Source organism: Streptomyces sp. MB09-01 (assembly GCF_033794505.1).
Taxonomy (GTDB): Bacteria; Actinomycetota; Actinomycetes; order Streptomycetales; family Streptomycetaceae; genus Streptomyces.
Genome location: NZ_JARAYQ010000001.1, coordinates 89,897 through 113,552, shown reverse-complemented (window position 1 = coordinate 113,552; position 23,656 = coordinate 89,897). Strand labels below are relative to the sequence as shown.

At 71.7% G+C, this 23,656-nt stretch carries 19 protein-coding genes, 2 tRNA genes and 1 pseudogene; 3 read left to right on the top strand and 19 right to left on the bottom strand.

What is annotated here, in order from left to right:
• Window positions 1-80: 80 nt before the first annotated feature.
• Together PV721_RS00475 and lepA are read right to left on the bottom strand one after the other, a co-directional pair.
• Entirely contained in the window at window positions 81-1,970 is a 1,890-nt protein-coding gene (locus PV721_RS00475) for an AMP-dependent synthetase/ligase (RefSeq protein WP_319720710.1), read from the bottom strand.
• Between the two features lie 233 nt (window positions 1,971-2,203).
• Window positions 2,204-4,069 (bottom strand): translation elongation factor 4, encoded by a 1,866-nt coding sequence (gene lepA / locus PV721_RS00470; protein WP_030384650.1) that lies wholly within the window; start codon window positions 4,067-4,069, stop codon window positions 2,204-2,206.
• Window positions 4,070-4,267: 198 nt separating this feature from the next.
• Here lepA and rpsT point away from each other — a divergent pair, with 198 nt between their 5' ends.
• Complete coding sequence (gene rpsT, locus PV721_RS00465; RefSeq protein ID WP_319720709.1) at window positions 4,268-4,534, top strand: 30S ribosomal protein S20; 267 nt, start codon at window positions 4,268-4,270, stop codon at window positions 4,532-4,534.
• Between the two features lie 343 nt (window positions 4,535-4,877).
• On the opposite strand, the gene PV721_RS00460 is transcribed toward rpsT, so the two are convergent.
• Complete coding sequence (locus tag PV721_RS00460) at window positions 4,878-5,669, bottom strand: N-acyl homoserine lactonase family protein (protein WP_319720708.1); 792 nt, start codon at window positions 5,667-5,669, stop codon at window positions 4,878-4,880.
• A 173-nt stretch (window positions 5,670-5,842) separates the two neighbouring features.
• Window positions 5,843-6,835 (bottom strand): DNA polymerase III subunit delta, encoded by a 993-nt coding sequence (gene holA, locus PV721_RS00455; RefSeq protein ID WP_319720707.1) that lies wholly within the window; start codon window positions 6,833-6,835, stop codon window positions 5,843-5,845.
• 76 nt (window positions 6,836-6,911) lie between these two features.
• Between holA and PV721_RS00450 the strand changes: the two genes are divergently transcribed.
• Window positions 6,912-7,154 (top strand): hypothetical protein, encoded by a 243-nt coding sequence (locus PV721_RS00450; RefSeq protein WP_319720706.1) that lies wholly within the window; start codon window positions 6,912-6,914, stop codon window positions 7,152-7,154.
• A 14-nt stretch (window positions 7,155-7,168) separates the two neighbouring features.
• Here PV721_RS00450 and PV721_RS00445 read toward each other — a convergent pair whose 3' ends face one another.
• The 14 genes and pseudogenes from PV721_RS00445 to PV721_RS00380 form a co-directional block, all read right to left on the bottom strand.
• A complete protein-coding gene (locus tag PV721_RS00445) occupies window positions 7,169-8,050 on the bottom strand; it encodes a YceI family protein (RefSeq protein WP_416370992.1) in 882 nt (293 codons plus the stop codon).
• Window positions 8,051-8,186: 136 nt separating this feature from the next.
• Window positions 8,187-10,562: pseudogene (locus PV721_RS00440) on the bottom strand (ComEC/Rec2 family competence protein); the annotation flags it as partial.
• Window positions 10,559-11,377, bottom strand: a complete 819-nt coding sequence (locus PV721_RS00435) for a helix-hairpin-helix domain-containing protein (RefSeq protein ID WP_416370991.1) — start codon at window positions 11,375-11,377, stop codon at window positions 10,559-10,561. The pseudogene PV721_RS00440 and the gene PV721_RS00435, both read right to left, overlap by 4 nt.
• A gap of 326 nt (window positions 11,378-11,703) precedes the next feature.
• Window positions 11,704-12,549, bottom strand: a complete 846-nt coding sequence (locus PV721_RS00430; protein WP_319720704.1) for a DegV family protein — start codon at window positions 12,547-12,549, stop codon at window positions 11,704-11,706.
• Between the two features lie 198 nt (window positions 12,550-12,747).
• Window positions 12,748-13,470: a hypothetical protein gene (locus tag PV721_RS00425; protein ID WP_319720703.1), complete on the bottom strand. Its 723-nt coding sequence runs from the start codon at window positions 13,468-13,470 to the stop codon at window positions 12,748-12,750.
• Window positions 13,471-13,611: 141 nt separating this feature from the next.
• Window positions 13,612-16,482 carry a leucine--tRNA ligase gene (leuS, locus tag PV721_RS00420; RefSeq protein WP_319720702.1) on the bottom strand — a complete coding sequence of 957 codons (2,871 nt, stop codon included), beginning with the start codon at window positions 16,480-16,482 and terminating at the stop codon, window positions 13,612-13,614.
• A 245-nt stretch (window positions 16,483-16,727) separates the two neighbouring features.
• Window positions 16,728-16,800, bottom strand: a tRNA-Ala gene (locus PV721_RS00415).
• Window positions 16,801-16,931: 131 nt separating this feature from the next.
• The gene (locus tag PV721_RS00410; RefSeq protein ID WP_008738908.1) at window positions 16,932-17,165 is read right to left on the bottom strand and encodes a hypothetical protein; all 234 of its coding nucleotides are present in this window, start codon (window positions 17,163-17,165) and stop codon (window positions 16,932-16,934) included.
• 144 nt (window positions 17,166-17,309) lie between these two features.
• Window positions 17,310-17,382: transfer RNA gene (locus PV721_RS00405), tRNA-Ala, on the bottom strand.
• Window positions 17,383-17,515: 133 nt separating this feature from the next.
• Window positions 17,516-18,172 carry a histidine phosphatase family protein gene (locus PV721_RS00400; RefSeq protein WP_319720730.1) on the bottom strand — a complete coding sequence of 219 codons (657 nt, stop codon included), beginning with the start codon at window positions 18,170-18,172 and terminating at the stop codon, window positions 17,516-17,518.
• The gene (gene rsfS / locus PV721_RS00395) at window positions 18,169-18,615 is read right to left on the bottom strand and encodes a ribosome silencing factor (RefSeq protein WP_319720701.1); all 447 of its coding nucleotides are present in this window, start codon (window positions 18,613-18,615) and stop codon (window positions 18,169-18,171) included. Before rsfS ends, PV721_RS00400 begins: the two co-directional genes overlap by 4 nt.
• A 119-nt stretch (window positions 18,616-18,734) precedes the next feature.
• Window positions 18,735-20,429 (bottom strand): LCP family protein, encoded by a 1,695-nt coding sequence (locus PV721_RS00390; protein ID WP_319720700.1) that lies wholly within the window; start codon window positions 20,427-20,429, stop codon window positions 18,735-18,737.
• Window positions 20,430-20,453: 24 nt separating this feature from the next.
• Window positions 20,454-21,071, bottom strand: coding sequence for a nicotinate-nucleotide adenylyltransferase (gene nadD / locus PV721_RS00385; protein ID WP_319720699.1), 618 nt, complete (start codon window positions 21,069-21,071; stop codon window positions 20,454-20,456).
• A gap of 36 nt (window positions 21,072-21,107) precedes the next feature.
• A complete protein-coding gene (locus PV721_RS00380; protein ID WP_319720698.1) occupies window positions 21,108-21,275 on the bottom strand; it encodes a hypothetical protein in 168 nt (55 codons plus the stop codon).
• A gap of 140 nt (window positions 21,276-21,415) precedes the next feature.
• Here PV721_RS00380 and PV721_RS00375 point away from each other — a divergent pair, with 140 nt between their 5' ends.
• A complete protein-coding gene (locus PV721_RS00375) occupies window positions 21,416-22,498 on the top strand; it encodes a M48 family metallopeptidase (protein ID WP_319720697.1) in 1,083 nt (360 codons plus the stop codon).
• On the opposite strand, the gene PV721_RS00370 is transcribed toward PV721_RS00375, so the two are convergent.
• The gene (locus PV721_RS00370; RefSeq protein ID WP_319720696.1) at window positions 22,482-23,627 is read right to left on the bottom strand and encodes a hypothetical protein; all 1,146 of its coding nucleotides are present in this window, start codon (window positions 23,625-23,627) and stop codon (window positions 22,482-22,484) included. The two genes, PV721_RS00375 and PV721_RS00370, sit on opposite strands and share 17 nt — an antisense overlap.
• Window positions 23,628-23,656: the final 29 nt, after the last annotated feature.

Below are 23,656 nucleotides of genomic sequence, written 5' to 3'. Positions count from 1 at the left end.
CCACTCCCGGCCCCGTCAGGCAGCGGCGAAGCTCCGCGGGGCGGCCCGGCCGCCTCGCCCCGCCGAGCCCGCGGCAGGCGTCACGCCTCGCGCGACCCCTCGTACATCTCCTCGATCAGGTGCTTGAACTCACGCTCGACCACCGGCCGCTTCAGCTTCAGGCTGGGCGTCAGGTCCCCGTGCTCGACGTCGAGGTCACGCGGCAGCAGTCGGAACTTCTTGACCGTCTGCCAGCGCTGGAGGCCCTCGTTCAGGGTCTGTACGTACGTCTCGATCAGGCGCTCCGTCTCCGGTGCGGCCAGGACCTGTCCGTACGTCTTGCCCTCCAGCCCGTTGTCGGCCGCCCAGGTGAGGATCGACGGCTCGTCGAGGGCGATCAGGGCCGAGCAGAAGTTCCGGTCGGCGCCGTGCACGACGATGGTCGACACGTACGGGCAGATCGCCTTGAACTGGCCCTCGATCTCCGCCGGGGCGACGTACTTGCCGCCCGAGGTCTTGATCAGGTCCTTCTTGCGGTCGGTGATGCGCAGGTAGCCGTCGGCCGACAGCTCGCCGATGTCGCCCGTGTGCAGCCAGCCGTCGGACTCCAGGACCTCCGCGGTCTTGTCCGGCTGCTGGTGGTAGCCCTGCATGATGCCGGGGCCGCGCAGCAGGACCTCGCCGTCGTCCGCGATGCGGACCTCGGTGCCGGGGAGCGGCTTGCCGACGGTGCCGGTGCGGTAGGCCTCGCCCGGGTTGACGAAGGAGGCCGCGCTGGACTCCGTCAGGCCGTAGCCCTCCAGGATGTGGATGCCCGCGCCGGAGAAGAAGTAGCCGATCTCGGGCGCCAGCGCGGAGGCGCCGGAGACGGCGGCGCGCAGGTTGCCGCCGAAGGCCTCGCGGAGCTTGGAGTAGACGAGCGCATCGGCGATCTTGTGCTTGGTGGTGAGGCCGAAGGGGGCGCTCGCCTGACCGGTGCGGCGGAAGTTGTCCTGGGTGACCTTGGCGTACTCGCGGGCGACGCCGGCCGACCACTGGAAGATCTTGTACTTGGCTCCGCCGGCGGCGCGGGCCTTGGCGGCCACGCCGTTGTAGACCTTCTCGAAGATGCGCGGAACGGCGGCCATGTACGTGGGCTGCACGATCGGCAGGTTCTCGATGATCTTGTCGATCCGGCCGTCGACGGCCGTCACGTGCCCGGCCTCGATCTGCCCGGAGGTCAGCACCTTGCCGAAGACGTGCGCCAGCGGCAGCCACAGGTACTGCACGTCCTCCCGGCCGATCAGGCCGGTGGCGACCATGGCCTTGGCCATGTACGACCAGTTGTCGTGCGGCAGCCGCACGCCCTTGGGGCGGCCGGTGGTGCCGGAGGTGTAGATGAGGGTGGCGAGCTGGTCGGAGGTGATGGCCGAGACCCGCTCCTTGACCGCCTCGGGGTGCTTGACGAGGTACTCCTTGCCGCGCGCCTCCAGTTCGGCGAGCGAGAGCACCCAGCCCTCGGGGTCGCCGTCGGCGGCGACCGCGTCCGCGGCCTCCAGGACCACGACGTGCGCCAGCTTCGGCAGGTCGGCGCGGCGCTCGCGCGCCTTCGCCAGCTGCTTGGCGTCCTCGGCGATGAGCACCCGGCTCTCGGAGTCGGCGAGGATGAAGGCCGACTCGTCCGCGTTGGTGCTGGGGTAGACGGTGGTGACCGCGCCGCCCGCGCACATCACGCCGAGGTCGGAGAGGATCCACTCGACCCGGGTGTTGGAGGCGAGCGCGACGCGCTCCTCCGTCTGCAGGCCGAGGGCGATCAGCCCGGCGGCGATGGCGAAGACCCGCTCGGCCGCTTGGCCCCAGCTGAGCGACTTCCAGTCGTCGGCGCCCTGGCCGCCGGCCGCGGGCACCGGGAACCGGTAGGCCTCCGCGTTCGGCGTCGCTGCGACGCGCTCAAGGAAGAGCACCGCCACGGTGGGCGGGCGGTTCTCGAGATAGGCCTGTGTGTCGCTCACGACATCCTCCGGACCGATCCACGCGGTAGTGCGTGGGCGTGGGGCGCTTGGGTGCGCTGGGGACTGGCGGGTTTGAGACGTACCAGCTAGTGACTGGCGAGTAACCATCGAGCAGTGATCAGACTAAAGCCCGTCCGGCGCCTGCGTAAGAGCTCGCGAGCGGCCGGTTCATAACGAAACAGGCCCCCACGCCGGTGCGTGGGGGCCTGATTCCGTCGAGTGGCGGGGCGGCGCTACTTCTTCTTGCCGCCGGACTCGTCGCTGGACAGGACGGCGATGAAGGCCTCCTGCGGGACCTCCACGGAGCCGACCATCTTCATCCGCTTCTTGCCTTCCTTCTGCTTCTCCAGCAGCTTCCGCTTACGGGAGATGTCACCGCCGTAGCACTTGGCGAGGACGTCCTTGCGGATGGCGCGGATGGTCTCGCGCGCGATGACGCGGGAGCCGATCGCGGCCTGGATCGGCACCTCGAAGGCCTGCCGCGGGATGAGCTCGCGCAGCTTGGCGACCAGGCGCACGCCGTAGGCGTAGGCGGCGTCCTTGTGCGTGACGGCGGAGAAGGCGTCGACCTTGTCGCCGTGCAGCAGGATGTCGACCTTGACCAGGCTGCCGGACTGCTCGCCGGTGGGTTCGTAGTCGAGGGAGGCGTAGCCGCGCGTCTTGGACTTCAGCTGGTCGAAGAAGTCGAAGACGATCTCCGCGAGCGGGAGGGTGTAGCGGATCTCGACCCGGTCCTCGGAGAGGTAGTCCATGCCGAGGAGGGTGCCGCGGCGCTGCTGGCACAGCTCCATGATCGCGCCGATGAACTCGGTCGGGGCGAGCACGGTGGCCCGTACGACCGGCTCGAACACGTCCGAGATCTTGCCCTCGGGGAACTCGCTCGGGTTGGTGACGGTGACTTCCTTGCCGTCCTCCATGACCACCCGGTAGACCACGTTGGGCGCGGTGGCGATCAGGTCGAGGCCGAACTCGCGCTCCAGGCGCTCGCGGACCACGTCCAGGTGGAGCAGGCCGAGGAAGCCGACGCGGAAGCCGAAGCCGAGCGCCGCCGAGGTCTCCGGCTCGTAGACGAGCGCGGCGTCGTTCAGCTGCAGCTTGTCGAGGGCTTCGCGCAGGTCCGGGTAGTCCGAGCCGTCGAGCGGGTACAGGCCCGAGAAGACCATCGGCCGCGGGTCCTTGTAGCCGCCGAGCGCCTCGGTGGCGCCGTTGTGCAGGCTGGTGATGGTGTCACCGACCTTGGACTGGCGGACGTCCTTCACGCCGGTGATGATGTAGCCCACCTCGCCGACGCCGATGCCGTCGGACGGGGTCATCTCCGGCGAGGAGACGCCGATCTCCAGCAGCTCGTGCGTGGCGCCGGTGGACATCATCCGGATGCGCTCGCGCTTGTTCAGCTGGCCGTCGACCACACGCACGTAGGTCACGACGCCGCGGTACGAGTCGTAGACCGAGTCGAAGATCATCGCGCGGGCCGGGGCGTCCTTGACGCCGACCGGGGCCGGGACGGTGGCGACGACCTTGTCGAGCAGCGCCTCGACGCCGAGACCGGTCTTCGCCGAGACGCGCAGTACGTCCTCGGGCTGGCAGCCGATGAGGTTCGCGAGCTCCTCCGCGAACTTCTCCGGCTGGGCCGCCGGCAGGTCGATCTTGTTCAGTACGGGAACGATCGCGAGGTCGTTCTCCATCGCCAGGTACAGGTTGGCGAGGGTCTGGGCCTCGATGCCCTGGGCGGCGTCCACCAGGAGGACCGTGCCCTCGCACGCGGCGAGGGAGCGCGAGACCTCGTAGGTGAAGTCGACGTGCCCGGGGGTGTCGATCATGTTGAGGATGTGGGTGTTGCCCTGACCCTCGCCCGTGGTGGGCGCCCAGGGCAGCCGGACCGCCTGGGACTTGATCGTGATGCCCCGCTCACGCTCGATGTCCATGCGGTCGAGGTACTGGGCGCGCATCTGCCGCTGGTCGACCACACCGGTGATCTGGAGCATCCGGTCGGCAAGCGTCGACTTGCCGTGGTCGATGTGCGCGATGATGCAGAAATTGCGGATCAACGCCGAGTCGGTACGGCTCGGCTCGGGCACGTGGCTGGGGATCGCGGGCACGCAGTGTCCTGATTCTCGGTCGCAGTCGGAACTCGGAACGGAGTCTGAGTCCTCCCATGGTCCCATGGACGGGGCAGTGCGCTCGGTTTGGGCCGCCAGGAGCGTGCCTGGTAGCCTGGGCAGCTGTGTCTCGTATGCCCTCTCAGCTGTCGAGGCACAATCCGAAGAACAAAACTCTGAACCTGAAAAGGCTCTTTCGTGGCGAACATCAAGTCCCAGATCAAGCGGAACAAGACGAACGAGAAGGCGCGCCTGCGTAACAAGGCCGTCAAGTCCTCGCTCAAGACCGCGATCCGCAAGGCCCGCGAGGCCGTCGTCGCCGGTGACGTCGAGAAGGCCACCGTGGCTTCTCGCGCCGCCGCGCGTGCGCTCGACAAGGCTGTCTCGAAGGGTGTCATCCACAAGAACGCCGCCGCCAACAAGAAGTCGGCGCTGGCGATCAAGGTTGCCTCCCTCCAGGGCTGAGCTCTCGATGTGAATCGCCGGTAAGGACCCAGCGGGCCCTCTCTTCCGCTCCTTCACCGGCACACCGCGCCGCACGCGGCCTGCGTTCGCCACGCGGGTGCGGCGCACCAATGCAGTGACCGAAGGCCCCGGCCTCCACCCTTCCCCAGGGTGGCGGCCGGGGCCTTCGCGTTGCCCGCGGACGGCGGCGGCACTTTGGTCGCGGTGCCCTCGTGCGGCGCCCTTCGCGCAGGGAAGCGGAGCGGCGCGGCGGGCTCTCGTGGGCCGCAATGTCGCTGGTCACGACGCTGGCGCTGTTCCCGAGCCCGGCCGCAGGCTCCCCGCCGGGCCGTCTGTTCGGGATCTAGTCCCAGAACTCGCCGTCGTGCGGCAGGGACGCGAAGTGACCGGGGTCGTGGGAGAGGAACACGGGGATGCCGGCCCGGGACAGCGCGCGCAGCCGGCCGTGGCTGAGCATCTTCTCCTCGATGTTCCAGTCGCTGGGCATGGGAACGTTCCGGTCCAGTCCCTCCTGCAGGTGCGCGGCGTCGCCCATCAGGCCGATCCGTCCGTAGTTCTCGAGATCCAGGACCACGCCCTGGTGACCGGGCGTGTGGCCGGCGGTGTGCAGGACGGTGAGCGTTCCGTCCTGGAACAGGTCCGTGTCGCCCCTGAGTTCCAGGAACTCGTAGTCCCGACTGCCCGCGTAGTCGTTGAACGCGTAGCCCCGGGCGGTCCAGCGGTCCGGCCACCAGGCGTGACGCAGCTCCTCGTGCTGGACCACGTGCACGGCGTGCGGGAAGTAGGTCATCCCTCCGGCGTGGTCGAGGTGCAGGTGGGAGTAGACGACGTACCTGACGTCTCCGAGCCGGTAGCCGAGGCGCTCCAGCTGCGCGTCGACGGCGTGCGCCCGGGTGAACCCCTCGGCCCCGTACGCCGCCCGCAGCCCCGGACCCCAGTGGGCCTCGGCGGCCTCGGGGTCCGCCACGCGGTGGTTGATCCCCGTGTCGAAGAGGACCAGCCCGTGGGTGGCGTGCTCCATGACGGCAACGGTCGAGGGCACGGTGACCATGCCGGCGGACCCGTACATGAGGCCGCTCTTCGGCATGGAGAAGGGCCCGGCGTCCACCGTCGTCACCCGCAGTCTGCCGGCCACGGCACCTTCCTCTCGCCCACCCGGACGCCGCTTCCGTCCCGTGGTGGAGGCGGCCTGACCGGCGGATTCCCCGTGTCCAGGCTAACCCTGGCGCGCCGGACCCACGCGCCGACGGCCGCGGGCCGGGAGGCCGTATCCGCGGCCCGACAGGATCCGGATGAGGAGCGACGGGCCTAGCGGCGCTGCGGGCGGGCCGCGCGGGCCACCGCGACGACCGCTTTCTCGAGGGCGTACTCGGGGTCGTCGCCGCCGCCTTTGACCCCCGCGTCGGCGGCGGCCACGGCGCGCAGCGCGTCCGCGACACCGTCCGCCGACCAGCCCCGCATCTGCTGGCGGACCCGGTCGATCTTCCACGGCGGCATGCCCAGGTCCCGGGCGAGGTCGCCGGGGCGGGCCCCGCGCGGGGCGGAGGCCAGCTTGCCGATCGCGCGCACCGCCTGGGCCAGGGCGCTGGTGATGAGGACCGGCGCCACCCCGGTGGACAGGGACCAGCGCAGGGCCTCCAGGGCCTCGGCCGCACGTCCCTCGACCGCCCGGTCGGCGACCGTGAAGCTGGAGGCCTCGGCTCGGCCGGTGTAGTAGCGGCCGACCACGGCCTCGTCGATGGTGCCCTCGACGTCCGCGCACAGCTGCGCCGCCGCACTCGCCAGCTCCCGTAGGTCGCTGCCGATCGCGTCGACCAGGGTCTGGCAGGCCTCCGGGGTCGCCGCCCGGCCCAGCGTGCGGAATTCGCCCCGTACGAACGAGAGCCGGTCGGCGGCCTTCGTCATCTTCGGGCAGGCGATCTCCCGCGCGCCGGCCTTCCGCGCCGCGTCCAGCAGGCCCTTGCCCTTGGCCCCGCCCGCGTGGAGGAGGACGAGGATGATCTCCTCGTAAGGCGCGTCGAGGTAGGCCTTGACCTCCTTGACCGAGTCCGCGGACAGGTCCTGCGCATCGCGCACGACCAGCACCTTGCGCTCGGAGAAGAGCGAGGGGCTCGTCAGCTCGGCCAGCGTGCCGGGCTGGAGCTGCTCGGAGGCGAGGTCGCGGACGTCCGTGTCGGCATCGGCGGCGCGGGCGGCCGCCACCACCTCCCGCACGGCGCGGTCGAGCAGCAGCTCCTCCTGTCCCACCGCGAGGGTGAGCGGGGCGAGCGGATCGTCGGTGGGGTTCTTCCTGGTGGCCATCGCCTCCAGCATCCCATGCCGCACTGACAGCCCCCCGCGCCACGGCCCCCCTCACCTCATACTCGAGAATGGTCGCGTGAACGTGCGACATGTACTCGTCCTGCCCGACCGCGACGCCGCCGAGGAAGTGGCGCAGGAGGCCGTGGACCGCTTCGGCCTCCCGGAGGAACCGCAGTTGGTCCGCGACGCGCTGGCGGGCGAGGACGACGCCGAGGACGCCCAGTGGCTGGTGGTCGTCGAGGATCCTCAGGAACGGCTCGACGCCACCTCGCTGGACGGCCTCGCCGCCGAGTACGAAGGCTGGCTGGAAGCCCCTTAGGGGAGCGTCCGGGATCAGGCCTTGTGCACGATCTGGACGTCCAGCGTCACGTCCACGCTCGGACCGATCGCCGCGATCCCGTGCGCCAGCACCGACTGCCAGTTCAAGGTGAAGTCCTCGCGGTTCAGTTCGGCGGTGGCCCGGCAGGCGGCCCGCGGCTCGCCCTCCAGGCCGGTGCCGAGACCCAGGTACTGCGTGTCCAGGGTGACGGAACGGCTGACCCCGTGGAGGGTCAGGGCGCCGGCCACGGCCCAGCGGCTGCCACTGCGGTGGATGAACCGTTCGCTGTAGAACTCCACCGTGGGGTACCGCACCGCGTCCAGGAAGTCCCCCGACCGCAAGTGGTCGTCGCGCAGCCGCACCCCGGTGTCGATGCTCGCCGCATCGATGATCACGTGCATGGAGGAGTCCTCCATGCGCTCGGCGATCCGTACCGCTCCGGCGAACGTGTTGAACCGGCCGCGGATCCGGGCCATCCCGATGTGCCGGGCCGTGAAGGCGATGGAGGAGTGCGTCGGGTCGAGCTCCCAGTGACCGGGCTGCGGCAGCAGCGGCGGCTCCACCGCGTCGAGGACGATCTCCCCCGTGCCCGGCTGCGCCGGGTCCCCCACGAGCGTCGCCCCGTGGAACGGCGTGTACCCCTCGGCGGTGACGGAGAGCCGGTACTCCCCCTCCGGCACGGCCGCCGTGAAACCGCCGAACGGATCGGTCTCGCCGCTGACGATCCGTCGCCCGATCGGGTCGGTCACCTCGAACGCGGCCTGCCGGATCGGCTGGTGGACCGTGTCGAGAACCCGGCAGCTGAGCAGACGTGCCGTCGGCGGCAGCGTCAGTGTCGCGGATGTGTGCGGGCTGGAACTTCCGGCCGTCTCCATCCCCCGCCTGCGACCGAACATGGCTGATGCACCCCCGTGCTGTGTGGACTTGGACCGTTCTGGCGAAGACGCATTCGATCATGCTGTCGGGTTGTGGGCAAACAGAGCGGTCGCGCCCGGTATGCCCGCGCCGGATCCGGCGCCGGTTGGCCGGAAACGCACGCATACGAACGCCGCTTCCGCTGACGGCGATCGCGCCGTCGGTGTCGGTGCGCAGCACCGTCGCCCTCACCGCCCGCAGGCGTGCGAGCGTACCCGGCGCGGGGTGCCCGTAGCGGTTTTTTGTGCCGACGGGAACAATCGCGAGGCGCGGCCGGACCCGGGCGGTCAGCTCGGGATCCTGGTGCGCGGAGCCGTGGTGGGCGACCTTGAGGACGTCCACCGGCCCCAACTGCGGATGCTCCCTCAGGAGCGCCTGCTGCGCGGGTGGTTCGAGGTCGCCGAGCAGGAGCAGGGTCAGGCCGGAACCGCGTACCAGCAGGGCGACGCTCGCGTCGTTGGGCCCCTCGGGCGGCGGCCCGGCCGCCGGCGGCCACAGCACCTGCCACTCCAGCGGGCCGGCCCGGCGGCGCTCCCCCTGGGCCGCCTGCACGACGGGCACACCTGCGGCCGCGGCCGTCCGGCGGACGAACTCCGCCTGCGCCGACGGCTCTTCCAGGGTGGTGGCCTGAATCACACCCACGGACCGCCCGCGCAGCACCCCGGACAGCCCTCCGACGTGGTCGGCGTGAAAGTGCGTCAGCAGCAGCATCGGCACCCGGTGCACACCCAGCGCGCGCAGGCACTGGTCCACCGGGCCGGGCTCCGGTCCGGCGTCCACCACCAGGGCCTCTCCCGGGCCGACCGCGAGGACGGCGGCGTCCCCCTGCCCCACCGCGCACTGGACGTAGCTCCAGTCCGGCGGAGGCCAGCCGGCGAGCGTACGGGTGAGCTGCGGCGGCCGCAGCACGGCGAGGAGCAGCAGCACCGCCAGCGCGGAGCAGAGCCACCGCCGGCGCCCGATCCTGCCCCCCACGGCAACGGCGGCCACGATGACCGCGGCCAGCAGCAGGCCGCCGGTGAGTCCGCCCGGCCAGGCCAGCTCCGCCCCCGGCACCCGCGCCCCCGTCCGGGCCACGGCCGCGATCCACCCGGCCGGCACGCCCGCACACCAGGCGAGCGCCTGCGCGGCGGGCATCCACAGCGGGGCCGCGGCGAGCGAGGCGAAGCCGAGGACCGTGGCCGGACCCGCCGCGAGCTCGGCCAGCAGGTTGCACGGCACCGCCACCAGGCTGACCCGGGCCGCGAGCACGGCCACCACCGGCGCGCACACCGCCTGGGCGGCCGCGGCGGCCCCGAGCGCGTCGGCGAGCCGGGGTCCCGTCCCGCGCCGCCGCAGGGCTTCGCTCCACCGGGGAGCGAGGGTGAGCAGCGCCCCGGTGGCCAGCACGGAGAGCAGGAAACCGTAACTGCGGGCCAGCCACGGGTCGTAGAGCACCAGCAGCAGTACGGCCGCGCCCAGGGCCGGGATCAGGGACCTGCGCCGCCCGGTGGCGATGGCCAGCAGGGTGACCGCCCCGCAGGCCGCGGCCCGCAGCACGCTGGGCTCCGGCCGGCACACCACCACGAACCCCAGCGTCAGGGCCGCCCCGCACAGGGCGGTCACCCGCAGCGAGAGCCCGAGCCGGGGCGCGAGCCCGCGCCGTTCGGCCTGCTGCGCGCGGGCCGGGGGCCCGATGAGCAGGAAGAGCACCACGGTCAGGTTGGACCCGGAGACGGCCAGCAGGTGCAGCAGGTCGGTGGCCCGGAAGGCCTCGTACAGATCGGGCGGCACCCTGGACGTGTCCCCGACGACCAGCCCCGGCAGCAGGGCCCTGGCGTCCGGTGCGAGCCCCTCGGTGGCCTCGCGCAGCCCGGCCCGCAGCTGCCCCGCGAGCCGCTGCGCGGTGTCCGGACCGCCGGTCACCCGGGGCGGGGTGTCAGCGGCCGGGCGGAGCAGCGCCACGGCCCGCTCCCCGTCCCGGGCCGGGGCCAGCCGGGCGACCACCGCCACCCGGGTCGACGGCTGCAGCCGGGCCCATGCCGCATGCCCTGCCAGCACCCGCACCGGGGTCTCGACCCGGGTGCTCGTACCGTCGGGCCCGGTCACCCGGGTCACCACCGCGTCCAGCGCCACCACCGGCGGCCCGCTCCCACCGCGGGCGGTCCGCGGATCGGAGCCGACGGTGAGCTCGGCGAGGACGCGGGCCTGCTCCCGCGCGAGCCCTGCGACCGGCCCGGCCCGCGCCTCGGCCCGCTGGAGCCCCGCCACCCCGGCCCCGGCCGCCGCACAGAGCAGGGCCGCCGCCACGGCCGGGGCGACCCTCCACCGCGGGCCCGGGCGCCGGCACCCGGCCAGGATCAGCAGGCCCGCGCAGACCACCCCCAGCCCCACCCCGAGGGCGGTCCGGCCGGCGGGCGCGTCCAGGGCGAGGGCGGCCGCCGCCCAAGCGGCCACGGCCGGCACCGCGAGGCGCAGATCCACCGGGCCCGGCGGCCCTTCGGAGCGGTTCACGGCCGCACCCGCGTACGCAGGTCGGCGAAGCGCCGCTCCCCGATGCCGTCGACCTGGCGGAGCTCTTCCACGGACCGGAAGCCGCCGCGGGCGGTGCGGAAGTCGACGATGTGCTGGGCCAGGACCGGCCCGACCCCCGGCAGACCGTCCAGCTGCGCGACCGTGGCCGAACCCAGACTGATCGGCCCCGGACCCGGACCCGGACCGGCGGCGGCCCCGGCCGGCGCGGGCTGCGCCGGGGCGCCCACCAGCACCTGCTCGCCGTCCACCAGCACCCGGGCCCGGTTCAGTCCGGTGGTGTCGGTACCCGGACGCACTCCCCCGGCGGCGGCCAGCGCGTCCTCCACCCGCGAACCGGCGGGCAGCCGGCGCACCCCGGGGTCCCGGACCTTGCCGCTGACGTCGACGACGATCCGCGCGCCGCCACCGGCGCCCCCGCCCCCACCCGCCGGCGGTGCGGCAGTCGGCGCCGTGGCCGCCGCCGGAACCACCCCGGGGGCGACCTGCGCCGGGACGGTCACCTCCCGCGGCCGGGCCGACCAGTACTGATGCCCGGCGAAGCCGACGGCGGCGGCCAGCACCACCGCGACGGCGGCCACCGTGCGCGGCTCCACCCCGCAGCGAGCCTGCAGCCACAGTGGCAGTCGCTCCCGCACGGCCAGCCTCCGCGCTGCCCCGGGAGGCAGCCCCGCCTCGAGCCCGGCGGCCCCGGACCCGGCGCCCTCGCCGGGCAGGGTCCCGGGATCCGCCTCGGCCGGCGGCGGTGCCTGCGGCGGACCGCTGCCACCGAGCAGGGCTTCGGCCCGCCGGCGCACCGCGCCGGGCTCCGCCTGGGAAACCCGGTGTCCCGGGCGCCCGGCGCGGCCACGGCGGTGGCGCAGACGACCGCCCGGGAAGCGACTGTCGGAGAGCCGGCCGTCAAAGACACGGCTGTCGGAAGGACGGGAGCGGCCCGGACCACTGGTGGCGCCGCCCGACGGATGCGAAGTACGCGTTCGAAGAGTCATGCCACGACGGTAGGGGCCCGCCCCGGCCCCCGTTCGGAGCCTTCAATTCCGGTGGATGGCCGGCCCGTTGTGGATAACCGGGCCACTCGTTCCGGTGACCAGCACGATGATGAGCGAGGGGAACGGCGAGGTGTTCAGCGAGGGGAGACGACCGCCGCCAGCAGCCCCGGCCCGGTGTGCGCGCCGATCACCGCACCGACCTCGCTGACGTGCAGCTCGACCAGTCCGGGGATGCGCTCACGGAGCCGCTGGGCGAGCTTCTCGGCCCGCTCCGGTGCCGCCAGGTGGTGCACGGCCACGTCGACGGCCGCGGACCCGGCCCGCTCTACGGCCAGCTCCTCCAGGCGGGCGATGGCCTTGGAGGCCGTACGCACCTTCTCCAGCGGCTCGATCCGCCCGCCCTCCAGCGTCAGCAGGGGCTTCACCGCCAGCGCCGAGCCGAGGAGGGCCTGCGCGGCCCCGATCCGGCCGCCACGACGCAGGTAGTCGAGGGTGTCGACGTAGAAGTACGCGGACATGTCCGCCGCCCGCTTCTCGGCGGCCGCCACGGCCTCGTCCACGGAACCGCCCGCCCCGGCAACCTCGGCGGCGGCCAGCGCGCAGAAGCCCAGGGCCATCGCGATCATGCCGGTGTCCACGACGCGCACCGGCACGGATGCGGTCTTCGCCGCGAGCACGGCGGCGTCGTACGTGCCGGACAGCTCGGCGGACAGGTGCAGGCTGACGATGCCGGTCGCCCCGGCGTCCGCGGCCGCCCGGTAGGCCCGGACGAACTCCTCCGGGCTGGGGCGCGACGTGGTCACCGACCGGCGCTTCTGCAGGGCCACGGCCAGGCTGCGCGCCGAGATCTCGGTGCCCTCCTCGAGCGCTTCGCCGCCGAGGACCACGGTCAGCGGGACGGAGGTGATTCCGTGCCGCGCCATGGCAGGTTGGGGCAGGTAGGCCGTGGAATCGGTGACGATGGCGACATGGCGGGACATGAGGCGGAGGTTACCGCCAGTGGGGGTGTGACGGCAGCCTGGGCCCCTTGCCGGGGCCTGCGTCCGGCTGTGCGGGGCTCGTCTCCCCGGCCCCTTCCGACATCGGGGCTCGCCCCAGACCCTGCGCCGCAAACGCCGGCGAGGCCGGATGCGTGCGGCGAGGCTCGAAGAACTGCCGGTCAGGTCGAGAACTGCCGATCAGGTCGTGCTCTCCGGTCGGCGTGTCTTCTGCCACGGGTATTCGGGCGCCGGAGCGGCAGGGTTCAGCGCCGCCTTCTGCGGCTGCTCACGCTGCTGCTGTGCCGGCTGCGGGTCCTGCGCCTGCTGCGCCGCGTCCCACTCCGCGGCCGCCGCCGCCAGGTGGTCCACCGACTCCCGCGACCAGTCCCGCAGCGCGCCGGACTCCATCTCGATCTGGGCCGACAGGGCGGACAGGTCGTCCTCCGCGAAACGGCTGGCACGGTCCCGCGCGGCCCAGCGCAGCGAATCCGCGGCCTGTGTGATCTTGGCCGTCCGCTCCCGCAGGTCGGGCATGCGCTCCGCGATCCGCGTGCGGTCCGGATCCTGCTCCAGCCGCTTCAGCTCGTCGTCCAGCTCGTGGCCGTGCGCGCTCAGCCGCTCGAACAGGGCGATCGACTCCCGCAGCGAGGCGTCGAGCCGGACCCCCTCGTGCAGCGCCTGCTGCGTGGACCGCATCGACGTCCGCAGGTCGAGCCGCAGCTGCGCCAGCGCTCCCGTGACCCCGACCTGGCCGAAGCTCTTGGCCCGCAGGGTGGTGTCCTCCACCGTCCGTCGCGCCTGGGTGATCGTCCGGTCCACTCCGCGCTTGGTCGCCTTCACCACCTTGACGGTCACGTACGCGCCCAAGCCCAGGAAGGCGAAAAGCACCATCAGCGCGAAGATGATCAACGCGGCCTCCATGAGTGTCCCTTCCCCAGTCCCCGCCGGCTTACTGCCGTCACCTCAACCGTAAACGCCACGGGCAGGCTGGGGGTTCCATTCGAACCCCCAACCTGCCCGTACGGGATCTCCCCCATACATGGGTGCCCCGTCCTACCGCGGTCAGATGACGATGTTCACCAGCTTCGGCGCACGCACGATCACCTTGCGGATCTCCGCGCCGCCCAGGGCCGCCACGACGCCCTCGTCGGTCACGGCCAGCTGCTCCAGCTCCGCCTCCGAGATCGCCGGCGACACCTCCAGCCGCGCCTTGACCTTGCCCTTGACCTGCACCACGCACGTCACGGTCTCGTCCACGACGTACGCCGGGTCCGCGACCGGGAAGTCCTGGTGGACCACCGATTCCCCGTGGCCCAGACGGCTCCACAGCTCCTCGGCGATGTGCGGCGCCAGCGGGGCGATCAGCAGCACCAGCCGCTCGGCGACCGAGCGCTCCAGCGGGCGGCCCGCCTTCGTCAGGGCGTTGTTCAGCTCGGTGATCTTCGCGATGGCGGTGTTGAAGCGCAGCCCGGCCATGTCCGCGCCGGCCCCGTCGATCGCCTTGTGCAGCGCGCGCAGGGTGTCCTCGGCCGGCTCCCCGTCCACGACGGTGACCAGGCCGGTCTCCTCGTCGACGATGTTGCGCCACAGGCGCTGCAGCAGGCGGTACTGGCCGACGACGGCACGGGTGTCCCACGGACGCGAGACGTCCAGCGGGCCCATCGCCATCTCGTACAGGCGCAGGGTGTCCGCGCCGTACTCCTCGCAGATCTCGTCGGGCGTGACGGCGTTCTTCAGGGACTTGCCCATCTTGCCGTGCTCACGCTTGACGGGCTGGCCCTGGTAGAAGTAGCCGCCGTCGCGCTCCTCGACCTCGGCCGCCGGGACGTAGACGCCGCGCGCGTCGGTGTACGCGTACGCCTGGATCATGCCCTGGTTGAACAGCTTGTGGAACGGCTCCGCCGAGGAGACGTAACCCAGGTCGAACAGCACCTTGGACCAGAAGCGCGCGTACAGCAGGTGCAGCACGGCGTGCTCGGCGCCGCCCACGTACAGGTCGACACCGCCGTGCGGCGCGCCCTCGCGCGGGCCCATCCAGTACTGCTCGATCTCCGGGTCCACCAGGGCCGACGCGTTGTTCGGGTCCAGGTAGCGCAGCTCGTACCAGCAGGAACCGGCCCAGTTCGGCATGGTGTTGGTCTCGCGCCGGAAGGAGCGGACACCACGGCCGTCGCCCAGGTCCAGCTGGACGTTGACCCATTCCTCGTTGCGCGACAGCGGGGTCTCCGGCTTGGAGGCCGCGTCGTCCGGCTCGAAGGTGCGCGGCGAGTAGTCCTCGACCTCCGGCAGCTCCAGGGGCAGCATCGACTCGGGCAGCGGGTGCGCGACGCCGTCCTCGTCGTAGACGATCGGGAAGGGCTCGCCCCAGTAGCGCTGCCGGCTGAACAGCCAGTCGCGCAGGCGGAAGTTGACGGTCCCCTCGCCGATGCCGCGCTCGGCCAGCCAGTCGGTGATCGCGGCCTTCGCCTCGACGACGCCCAGGCCGTCCAGGGAGATGCCCTCGCCCGTCGAGTTGACCAGCTTGGCGTCGTACGCGACGAAGGCGTCGTCCCACTCGGCCGGGTCGATGTCGCGCCCGTCGGTCGGCTCGACCACGCAGCGGACGGGCAGCTCGAAGGCGCGCGCGAACTCGAAGTCGCGGGCGTCGTGCGCCGGGACCGCCATGATCGCGCCGGTGCCGTAGCCCATCAGCACGTAGTCGGCGATGAAGACCGGGACCTTCTGACCGCTGACCGGGTTGACCGCGTACTCGCCGGTGAAGACACCGGTCTTGTCCTTGGCCTCGGCCTGCCGCTCGACGTCCGACTTGGCCGCGGCCTGCTTGCGGTACGCGGCGACGGCCTCGGCCGGGGTGGCGTATCCGCCGGTCCACACCGCGTGGGTGCCCTCGGGCCAGGCGGCCGGGATGAACTTCTCGACCAGCGGGTGCTCAGGCGCCAGCACCATGTAGGTGGCGCCGAACAGGGTGTCCGGGCGGGTGGTGAAGACGGTGATCGCCTCGTCGCCCAGCGCGAAGTCGACGCGCGCGCCCTCGCTGCGGCCGATCCAGTTGCGCTGCTGCAGCTTGATGGCCTCGGGCCAGTCCAGCGCGTCCAGGTCGTCCAGCAGCCGGTCCGCGTAGGCGGTGATCCGCATGTTCCACTGGCTCAGGCGCGACTTGAAGACAGGGAAGTTGCCTCGCTCGGACCGGCCGTCCGCGGTGACCTCTTCGTTGGCCAGTACGGTGCCCAGCCCGGGGCACCAGTTCACCGGCGCGTCGGAGGCGTAGGCCAGCCGGAAGCCGTTCAGCACGTCGGCGCGCTCGCCCGCGGTCAGCTCGGCCCAGGCACGGCCTCCGGGAACCTCACGGGAGCCGTCCTCGAAGGCGGCGACCAGCTCGGTGATCGGCCGGGCCTTGCCCGCGTCGGCGTCGTACCAGGAGTTGTAGATCTGCAGGAAGATCCACTGGGTCCACTTGTAGTAGTCCGGGTCGATGGTCGCGAAGGAGCGGCGCTTGTCGTGGCCCAGGCCCAGCCGGCGCAGCTGGACCTTCATGTTCTCGATGTTCGCCTCGGTCGACACCCGCGGGTGCGTGCCGGTCTGCACGGCGTACTGCTCGGCCGGCAGGCCGAAGGCGTCGAAGCCCAGGGTGTGCAGGACGTTGTGGCCGGTCATCCGCTGGTGGCGGGCGAAGACGTCGGTGGCGATGTACCCGAGCGGGTGACCGACGTGCAGCCCCGCCCCGGACGGGTACGGGAACATGTCCATGATGAACTTCTTGGGCCGTGCGACCACCGCGGGGTCCCCGGCCAGGTCACCGGTCGGGTTCGGGGCCTCGTACGTGCCCTGCGCGTCCCATACGTCCTGCCAGCGTGCCTCGATGTCGGCGGCCATGGCAGCCGTGTAGCGGTGCGCCTCGGCCGCCTCGGGGGCCGGGGTGTTCGTCTCGCTCATGATTTCTGAAGCTCCATCGATCGTCTTCGCCGTGTCTGCCTGCCCAAACGAAAAAACCCCTCACACAGGAGGGGACGCCGCGCCGATGCCGACCTTTCGAAGGTCGGCGCTGATCAGCGCGGCTCGGTAAGCAGAAGGCGTACGGCACGCATGGCGTCAGGGTACCGCAGCACCCGTGGCGCCCGCTCGGACGACCGCACAACGAGAAGCGGGCCACCCGATCCGGGTGGCCCGCTTCTTCACTGTGGAGCTAAGGAGAATTGAACTCCTGACCTCCTGCATGCCATGCAGGCGCTCTACCAACTGAGCTATAGCCCCTTGTTCTGCTTGCCGCTTCGGTGTCCCTTGCCGGTTCCCCTTGGCGACGTCCCAAACATTACACGGTCATGGCCCTGGTCCAAAAATCGGTTTCCACCGACCATGGGCCATGTCCGATTTAATCCAACTTGTCACGCTCTTGCGAACTGATAGAACCGCTTGAGCGTGCAGTGCTCGTCGAGCAGCCGGCCGTAGATCGGCTCCCCTTCCAGCTCGCGGTACGTCTCGATCGGGTCGCCTTTTATGATCAACGCCCGCGCGCATTCCTCGCACCAGTACTGGTAGTCGGGGTTGACCGGGTCCATGTCCCGCACGATCGGCGTGCCGTTGTTGCACCAGTCGCACCGGCGCCGGTGTGCACCCATCCGTCAGCGACTCCCTCCCGCGTCGGGCCGTCGTCTCCCCCCTCCGGCGGTCCGATTCTGCCATGCCGGTGCGGGCCAGGTCAGCAAACGCAAAGGGTACAAAAACAAGGATCCCGCCCCCTGTTGGGGACGGGATCCTGATTGTGGAGCTAAGGAGAATTGAACTCCTGACCTCCTGCATGCCATGCAGGCGCTCTACCAACTGAGCTATAGCCCCGCTCTCCGCCGCGCTCCCCCCGTCTCCGGTGTTCTGCGCTGCGAACAAGAAGAACTCTAGCCTGTGACCAGCCGGAAAGTGAAATCCGGATGGCAGCCCCGGCAGGGAGCGACAAGAAGCGGCAGGAAGCAGCTCAGTCGTCGTCGCCGAGCACCGGTTCCGGCAGGGTGCCGGCGTTGTGCTCCAACAGCCGCCAGCCGCGCGCGCCCTCGCCGAGGACGGACCAGCAGCAGTTGGAGAGCCCGCCCAGGCCCTCCCAGTCGTACGCGTTCAGGCCCAGTAGGCGCCCGATCGTCGTACGGATGGTGCCGCCGTGGCTGACCACGACCAGGGTGCCGCCCTGCGGCAGCCGGTCGGCGTGCGCCAGGACCACCGGCGCGGCGCGGTCGGCGACCTCGGTCTCCAGCTCACCGCCGCCGCGGCGGACCGGTTCGCCGCGCTTCCACGCGGCGTACTGCTCGCCGTACTTCTCGATGATCTCGTCGTGCGTGAGGCCCTGCCACTCGCCGGCGTACGTCTCGCGCAGCGCCGCGGTGTGTTGCACGGGCAGCCCCGTGACGGAGGCCAGTTCGGCCGCCGTGGCGGAGGCGCGCTGCAGGTCGGAGGCCACGATGGCATCCGGCTTCAGCGAGGCGAGCAGCCGTGCGGAGCGGCGCGCCTGCGCCACACCCGTCTCGGTCAGCTCGATGTCCGTGGAGCCCTGGAAGCGCCGCTCCAGGTTCCACGCGGTCTGGCCGTGCCGCCAGAGGACGATCTTGCGTCCGGACTTGCCCGAGGTGCTCGTGCTCAGAACAGATCACCGTCCAGGTCCTCGTCGCCCGCCGCCTCGCGCAGCTTGGCGTGCTCCTCGGCCTTGCCGATGGTGAGCTTGGCGTCCTCGGGCAGCTCGATCTCGGGGCAGTCCTTCCACAGGCGCTCCAGCGCGTAGAAGACACGCTCCTCGCTGTGCTGGACGTGGACGACGATGTCGACGTAGTCGAGCAGGATCCAGCGGGCGTCGCGGTCGCCCTCGCGGCGCACCGGCTTGGCGCCGAGCTCCTTGAGCAGGCGCTCCTCGATCTCGTCGACGATCGACTTGACCTGGCGGTCGTTGGGCGCCGAGGCGAGCAGGAAGGCGTCGGTGATCGACAGCACGTCGCTGACGTCGTACGCGATGATGTCGTGCGCGAGCCGGTCGGCCGCGGCCTGGGCGGCGGCGGTGATGAGCTCGATGGAGCGGTCCGTGGCGGTCACTGGCCATGCTTTCGGGTTGGCGGGCAGATCCTTACAAGGGTCTCATGTACCGCCGACACCGCCCGCGCGGAACGGCCCGCGCGGGCGAAAGCGCTCCTCGGGACCGGACCGGAGCCCCGTCAGGACGCCTTGTAGTCCTTGCCCAGGATCACCACGACCTCCGCGTTCACCACGTTCTCGGCCTTCTTCACTACCGTCTCGGGCAGCCCCAGCGTCTTGGCGACCTCGATCGCGCGGTCCCGCTGCGCGTCGTCCTGGTAGGTGATCTGGGAGGCGGCCGCGGTCTTGTCGGCCTTGCCGCCGTCCACGAAGGTGTAGCCGCCGTTCAACAGCGTCGCCTTGGCCGCGACCTGCGTCTTCTCGTCCCCTGTGGCGTCCTTGAGGCCGACGCGCGGGGAGGCGCCGGGCTGCGCCGCGGCGACGGAGCCGCCGAGCACCTCCTTGACGACCTTCTTGTTGGCCTCGTCCGTGAGGGTGCCGTCCGCCTTCACCGCGAGGAGGTCGGTGCGGTACGCGCCCACCTTGGCGTGCTCGCCGAGCCGGGCCAGCAGGGCGCCGAGGGTCTGCGCGTTCAGGGCGGGGTCGAGGATCTGGCCGATGCTCTCGACCGTCACGGCCGCGGCCTTCGGGTCGCTCGGAACCTTGCGCAGGACCGCCTGGAGCACCTTGCCCACGCGCTCGAGCTGCTTGGTCTCCGGTTCGCCCTGGCCGCGGTACGTGGCGTACGCGACGGCCATCGGGCCGCTCAGGCTCTGCTTCTGTCCCTGGGCCACGGCCGGGGTCTTGGCGGCGTCGTCGGCCGGGACCGCGGTGTCGGTGTCGACCTCGATGCCGCCGACCAGCTCGACCAGGTTCTCCAGGAAGGGGGTGTCCAGCCGCCAGGTGCCGCCGATCTGGGTGCCGAGCACCGAGTCGAGGGCCTCGCGCGTGCCGAGGCCGCCCTCCTCGACCGCCTTGCCGAGCGCCGTCGCGGAACCGTCCTGGTTGGTGACGCCGAGGGCGTTCGGGAGCAGGACGGTGGCGCCCTGCTTGGTGGTGACGTTGTCGACGAGCAGCGCCGAGGAGGTGCCGCCCTTCTTGGTGTTGTGCAGGTGGACGACGATCATGTCGCGCTTCTGCGCCCCGGCGGCGGCGGTCGCGCCGCTCTTGTCCTGGCCGGGTCGGTCGAGGAAGGGCAGCTTGCCCGCGTACCAGAGGTAGCCGAGGCCGCCGACGACGAACAGGGCGAGGACGACGATCAGCGCCACCACCCGGTTGCGGCCGCGGCGGCGGGCCTCCTCGCGGCGTTCGGTCCGGCTCTCGGTGAATTTGAGCCAGTCGATGACGTCCTCGGAGTCCTCGTCCGGCTGGTCGATGAAGGCGAACATCTCGGTGCGGTAGTCCCGGCCAGCCTCGGGCTCGCCGTCGGGGCGGCGCGGCTCGGGGACCTGGGCGGTCCGGCGCCCGGCCGGGGCCGGCGGCTCGGCGGCGGCCGGCTCCGGCGCGGCCTGCTCCGGGGCCTGCTGCGGGGCGACCTGCTGCGGGATCCACTGCTGGGTCTGCTGCGTGTCGTAGCCGTAGCCGGGGGCCTGCGCGTAGTCCTGCTGCCCGTACTCCTGGGCGGCCGGCTGCGGCGCGTAGTACTGCTGCTGCTGCGGCGGCTGCTGGCCGTAGCCCTGGTAGTCGCAGCCGTACTGCTGCTGTTCGTACTGCTGCGCGGGCGCAGCGGGCTGGACGGGCACCTGGCCGTACACCGGCCGCCCGTACGCGTCGTAGCCGATGAGCTGCTGCTCCTGCGCGGCATACGGGTCGTACGGATCCTGTCGCTCGTTCACCGCGGGGCCCCTCTCTCCGGAAGCTCAGGCTCCCCGGTACAGCTCACGCTTGTCGATGTAGCGCACGACGCCGTCCGGCACCAAGTACCAGACAGGATCCCCCTGGGCCACCCTCGCACGGCAGTCCGTGGACGAGATCGCCAGCGCGGGCACCTCGACCAGGGAGACGCCGCCCTCGGGCAGCCCGTCGTCGGTGAGGACGTGGCCCGGGCGGGTGACGCCGATGAAATGGGAGAGCGAGAAGAGCTCGTCGGCGTTCCGCCAGGTCAGGATCTGTGCGAGAGCGTCGGCACCCGTGATGAAGAACAGGTCGGCGTCGTCGTTCAGCGCCTTGAGGTCCCGCAGGGTGTCGATCGTGTACGTCGGCCCGCCGCGGTCGATGTCGATGCGGCTGACCGAGAACTGGGGGTTCGAAGCCGTGGCGATGACCGTCATCAGGTACCGGTCCTCGGCGGGCGAGACGGCCCCGTGCGACTTCTGCCACGGCTCGCCCGTGGGCACGAACACCACCTCGTCGAGGTGGAAAAGGGCGGCCACCTCGCTGGCGGCCACCAGGTGTCCGTGGTGGATCGGGTCGAATGTCCCGCCCATCACGCCGAGCCGGCGCTTGACCGGACCGGTAGGCATCTCCTGCTCTCCCATGAGCGCAGAGCCTACTGGCCCGGCGGACCGGTCGGTCTAGCGGTCGCGGTTCAGGCGCGTGGTGACCCAGAGCATCAGCATCAGGACGACGAAGGCACCGCCGCCGGTCAGGTACGGGTTCAGGCTGTCGTGGTTGCCGCTGTGCTGTTCGGCCCCCTCCGAGGCGAGGACGACCAGGTTGTGGGCGGTGGAGGCGAGGCTCATCAGGCAGGTACCTATCGAGTCGGGGAGCGGGCGGAGACTTCGCTCACATCGTATGCGGGGGCCTGGGGCACGCTCACGCCGACTCAGGCGTTGGAGAGGATAGACGCACGGCCAAGCAGGCCATTCCAGGGGAGGGCGCTATGACGGAGACGGGTTTCGAGAAGGCACCGGCGCGGGACCGCAGGCGGTTCCCCGGTATCTCCTCGCGGGCGTACGAGCATCCGGCGGACCGCTCGGCGCTGGTGGCGCTGCGCAAGCTGACCGGGTTCGACACCGTGTTCAAGGCCCTGAGCGGGCTGCTTCCGGAGCGGAGCCTACGGCTGCTGTTCCTGTCGGACTCCGTACGCGTGGGCGAGACGCAGTTCCCGCACCTGTACGCGATGCTGCGCGACGCCTGTTACATCCTGGACCTGGAGAAGGTCCCCCAGATGTACGTGCAGCAGGACCCGAAGCCCAATGCCATGTGCATCGGGCTGGACGAGCCGATCATCGTGGTGACCACGAGCCTCGTCGAGCTGCTCGACGAGGAGGAGATGCGGGCGGTGGTGGGCCACGAGGTGGGCCACGCCCTGTCGGGTCACTCCGTGTACCGCACGATCCTGCTGTTCCTGACGAACCTGGCGCTGAGGATCGCGTGGATCCCGCTGGGCAATGTGGCGATCACGGCGCTCGTGACCGCGCTGCGCGAGTGGTTCCGCAAGTCGGAGCTCTCGGCCGACCGGGCCGGGCTGCTGGTGGGGCAGGACGTGCACGCCTCGATGCGCGGTCTGATGAAGATCGCGGGCGGCAACCACCTCCACGAGATGAACGTGGACGCCTTCCTGGCCCAGGCCGAGGAGTACGAGTCGAGCGGTGACCTGCGCGACTCCGTCCTGAAGATCCTGAACGTGCTGCCCCGGACGCACCCCTTCACCACGGTGCGGGCCGCCGAGCTGAAGAAGTGGTCGGAGACCCGCGACTACCAGCGCATCATGGACGGCCACTACCCGCGGCGCGACGAGGACAAGGACACCTCGGTGACCGACTCCTTCCGCCAGTCCGCCGCGCACTACGCCGACTCGGTGCGCACCAGCAAGGACCCGCTGTTCAAGCTGGTCGGCGACATCGCGGGCGGCGCGGCCGACGTGGGCGGCAAGCTCCGCGACAAGTTCACGGGCGCCGGCAGCGGATCCGCCGCGGGCGCCGGGCCGGCGGGCAAGGGCGGGGCTACGGAGCAGGGCTGAGCGAGGCCTCCCCCGGGGTCGCGGAGGGCGCCAGTACGCCGCACAGCCCGGCCGCGCGCCGCGGCTGGCCGGTGGCGTACGGGTCGCTCGCGGCCGGGCCCACGGTGGTCGGGCCGGCTCCGGCCGGCACCGGACGGAAGCCACCGGCCGGGTCGCTGGAGCAGTCGTGCGGCCCGGCCATCACGTAGGCCGCGGCCAGCTCCAGCCGCCGGGCACCGAGGTCGTCCCGGTCGAAGCGCAGCCGCAGCTCCCGCCGGACGGTGAAGAGCGAGGCGCCGTCGGACGCGGCCGGGGCTCCGGTGGCCGGCCGCACGGCGTACACGAAGGTGTGGTCGGTGATCACTTCCAGTACGTCCGGGGAGACCTCCGCGAAGGCGAGGGTCCCGCTCACCCGGACCCGGGAGTCGGCCACGACGGCGGTGGCCGGGTCGAAGCGGACCAGCCAGCCGGTGACCGCGTGCCGGCCGTCGCCGGCGGGCGAGGTCATGCTGCGGTCGAACTGCGCCAGCTGGTCGGGGTCGAGCAGGACGCGCACCGGCCGGTTGGCGGCTCCGGCCAGGACGTCGGGGTCCAACGAGGAATTCACCAGGTAGTCCTTGGCGATGGACAGCGCGGTGACGATCTGGACGTCGGTGAAGTGCTGCGTGCGGCGCACGGCGGGCAGGGTGATGCCGGCCGCCCCGACGCGGTAATCGGCGGCGGGGCTCTGCGCGTACAGGTCGGCGGGCCGCCCGCCGGGCACGGCGGTCGTCGGCGCGAGCGGGACCACGGTGCTGCTGAGCGCCTGGGCGACGGACCCTCCGGGCGGGGGGTCGTAGGGGTTGCGCAGCCCCATGTAGACGGCGGCCGAGAAGGCCGTGGCGATGAGCAGCACGAGCAGCATCCCCTGGCGGGCGCCCCGGCCGGGGGTGGAAGTGCGGGGCCCGGAGCCGCCCGACCAGATGGAGCGACTGCGCACGGCCCTGGCGTGTTCGCCCATGCGTTCCTGGGCCGAGTACTCCTGGAGCCGGGCAGCCCGGACGAAGTCCTCGTCGAACACCACCGACCGGTACTCGTCCGACCGGAACTCGTCGTCGCCCCCGCCCATGCCTTCGGGCGTGCCGTGGGGCGGATCTCCTGGAACGGCCATCGCTTCTCCCCGCTGTCCCCGCTTCAGAG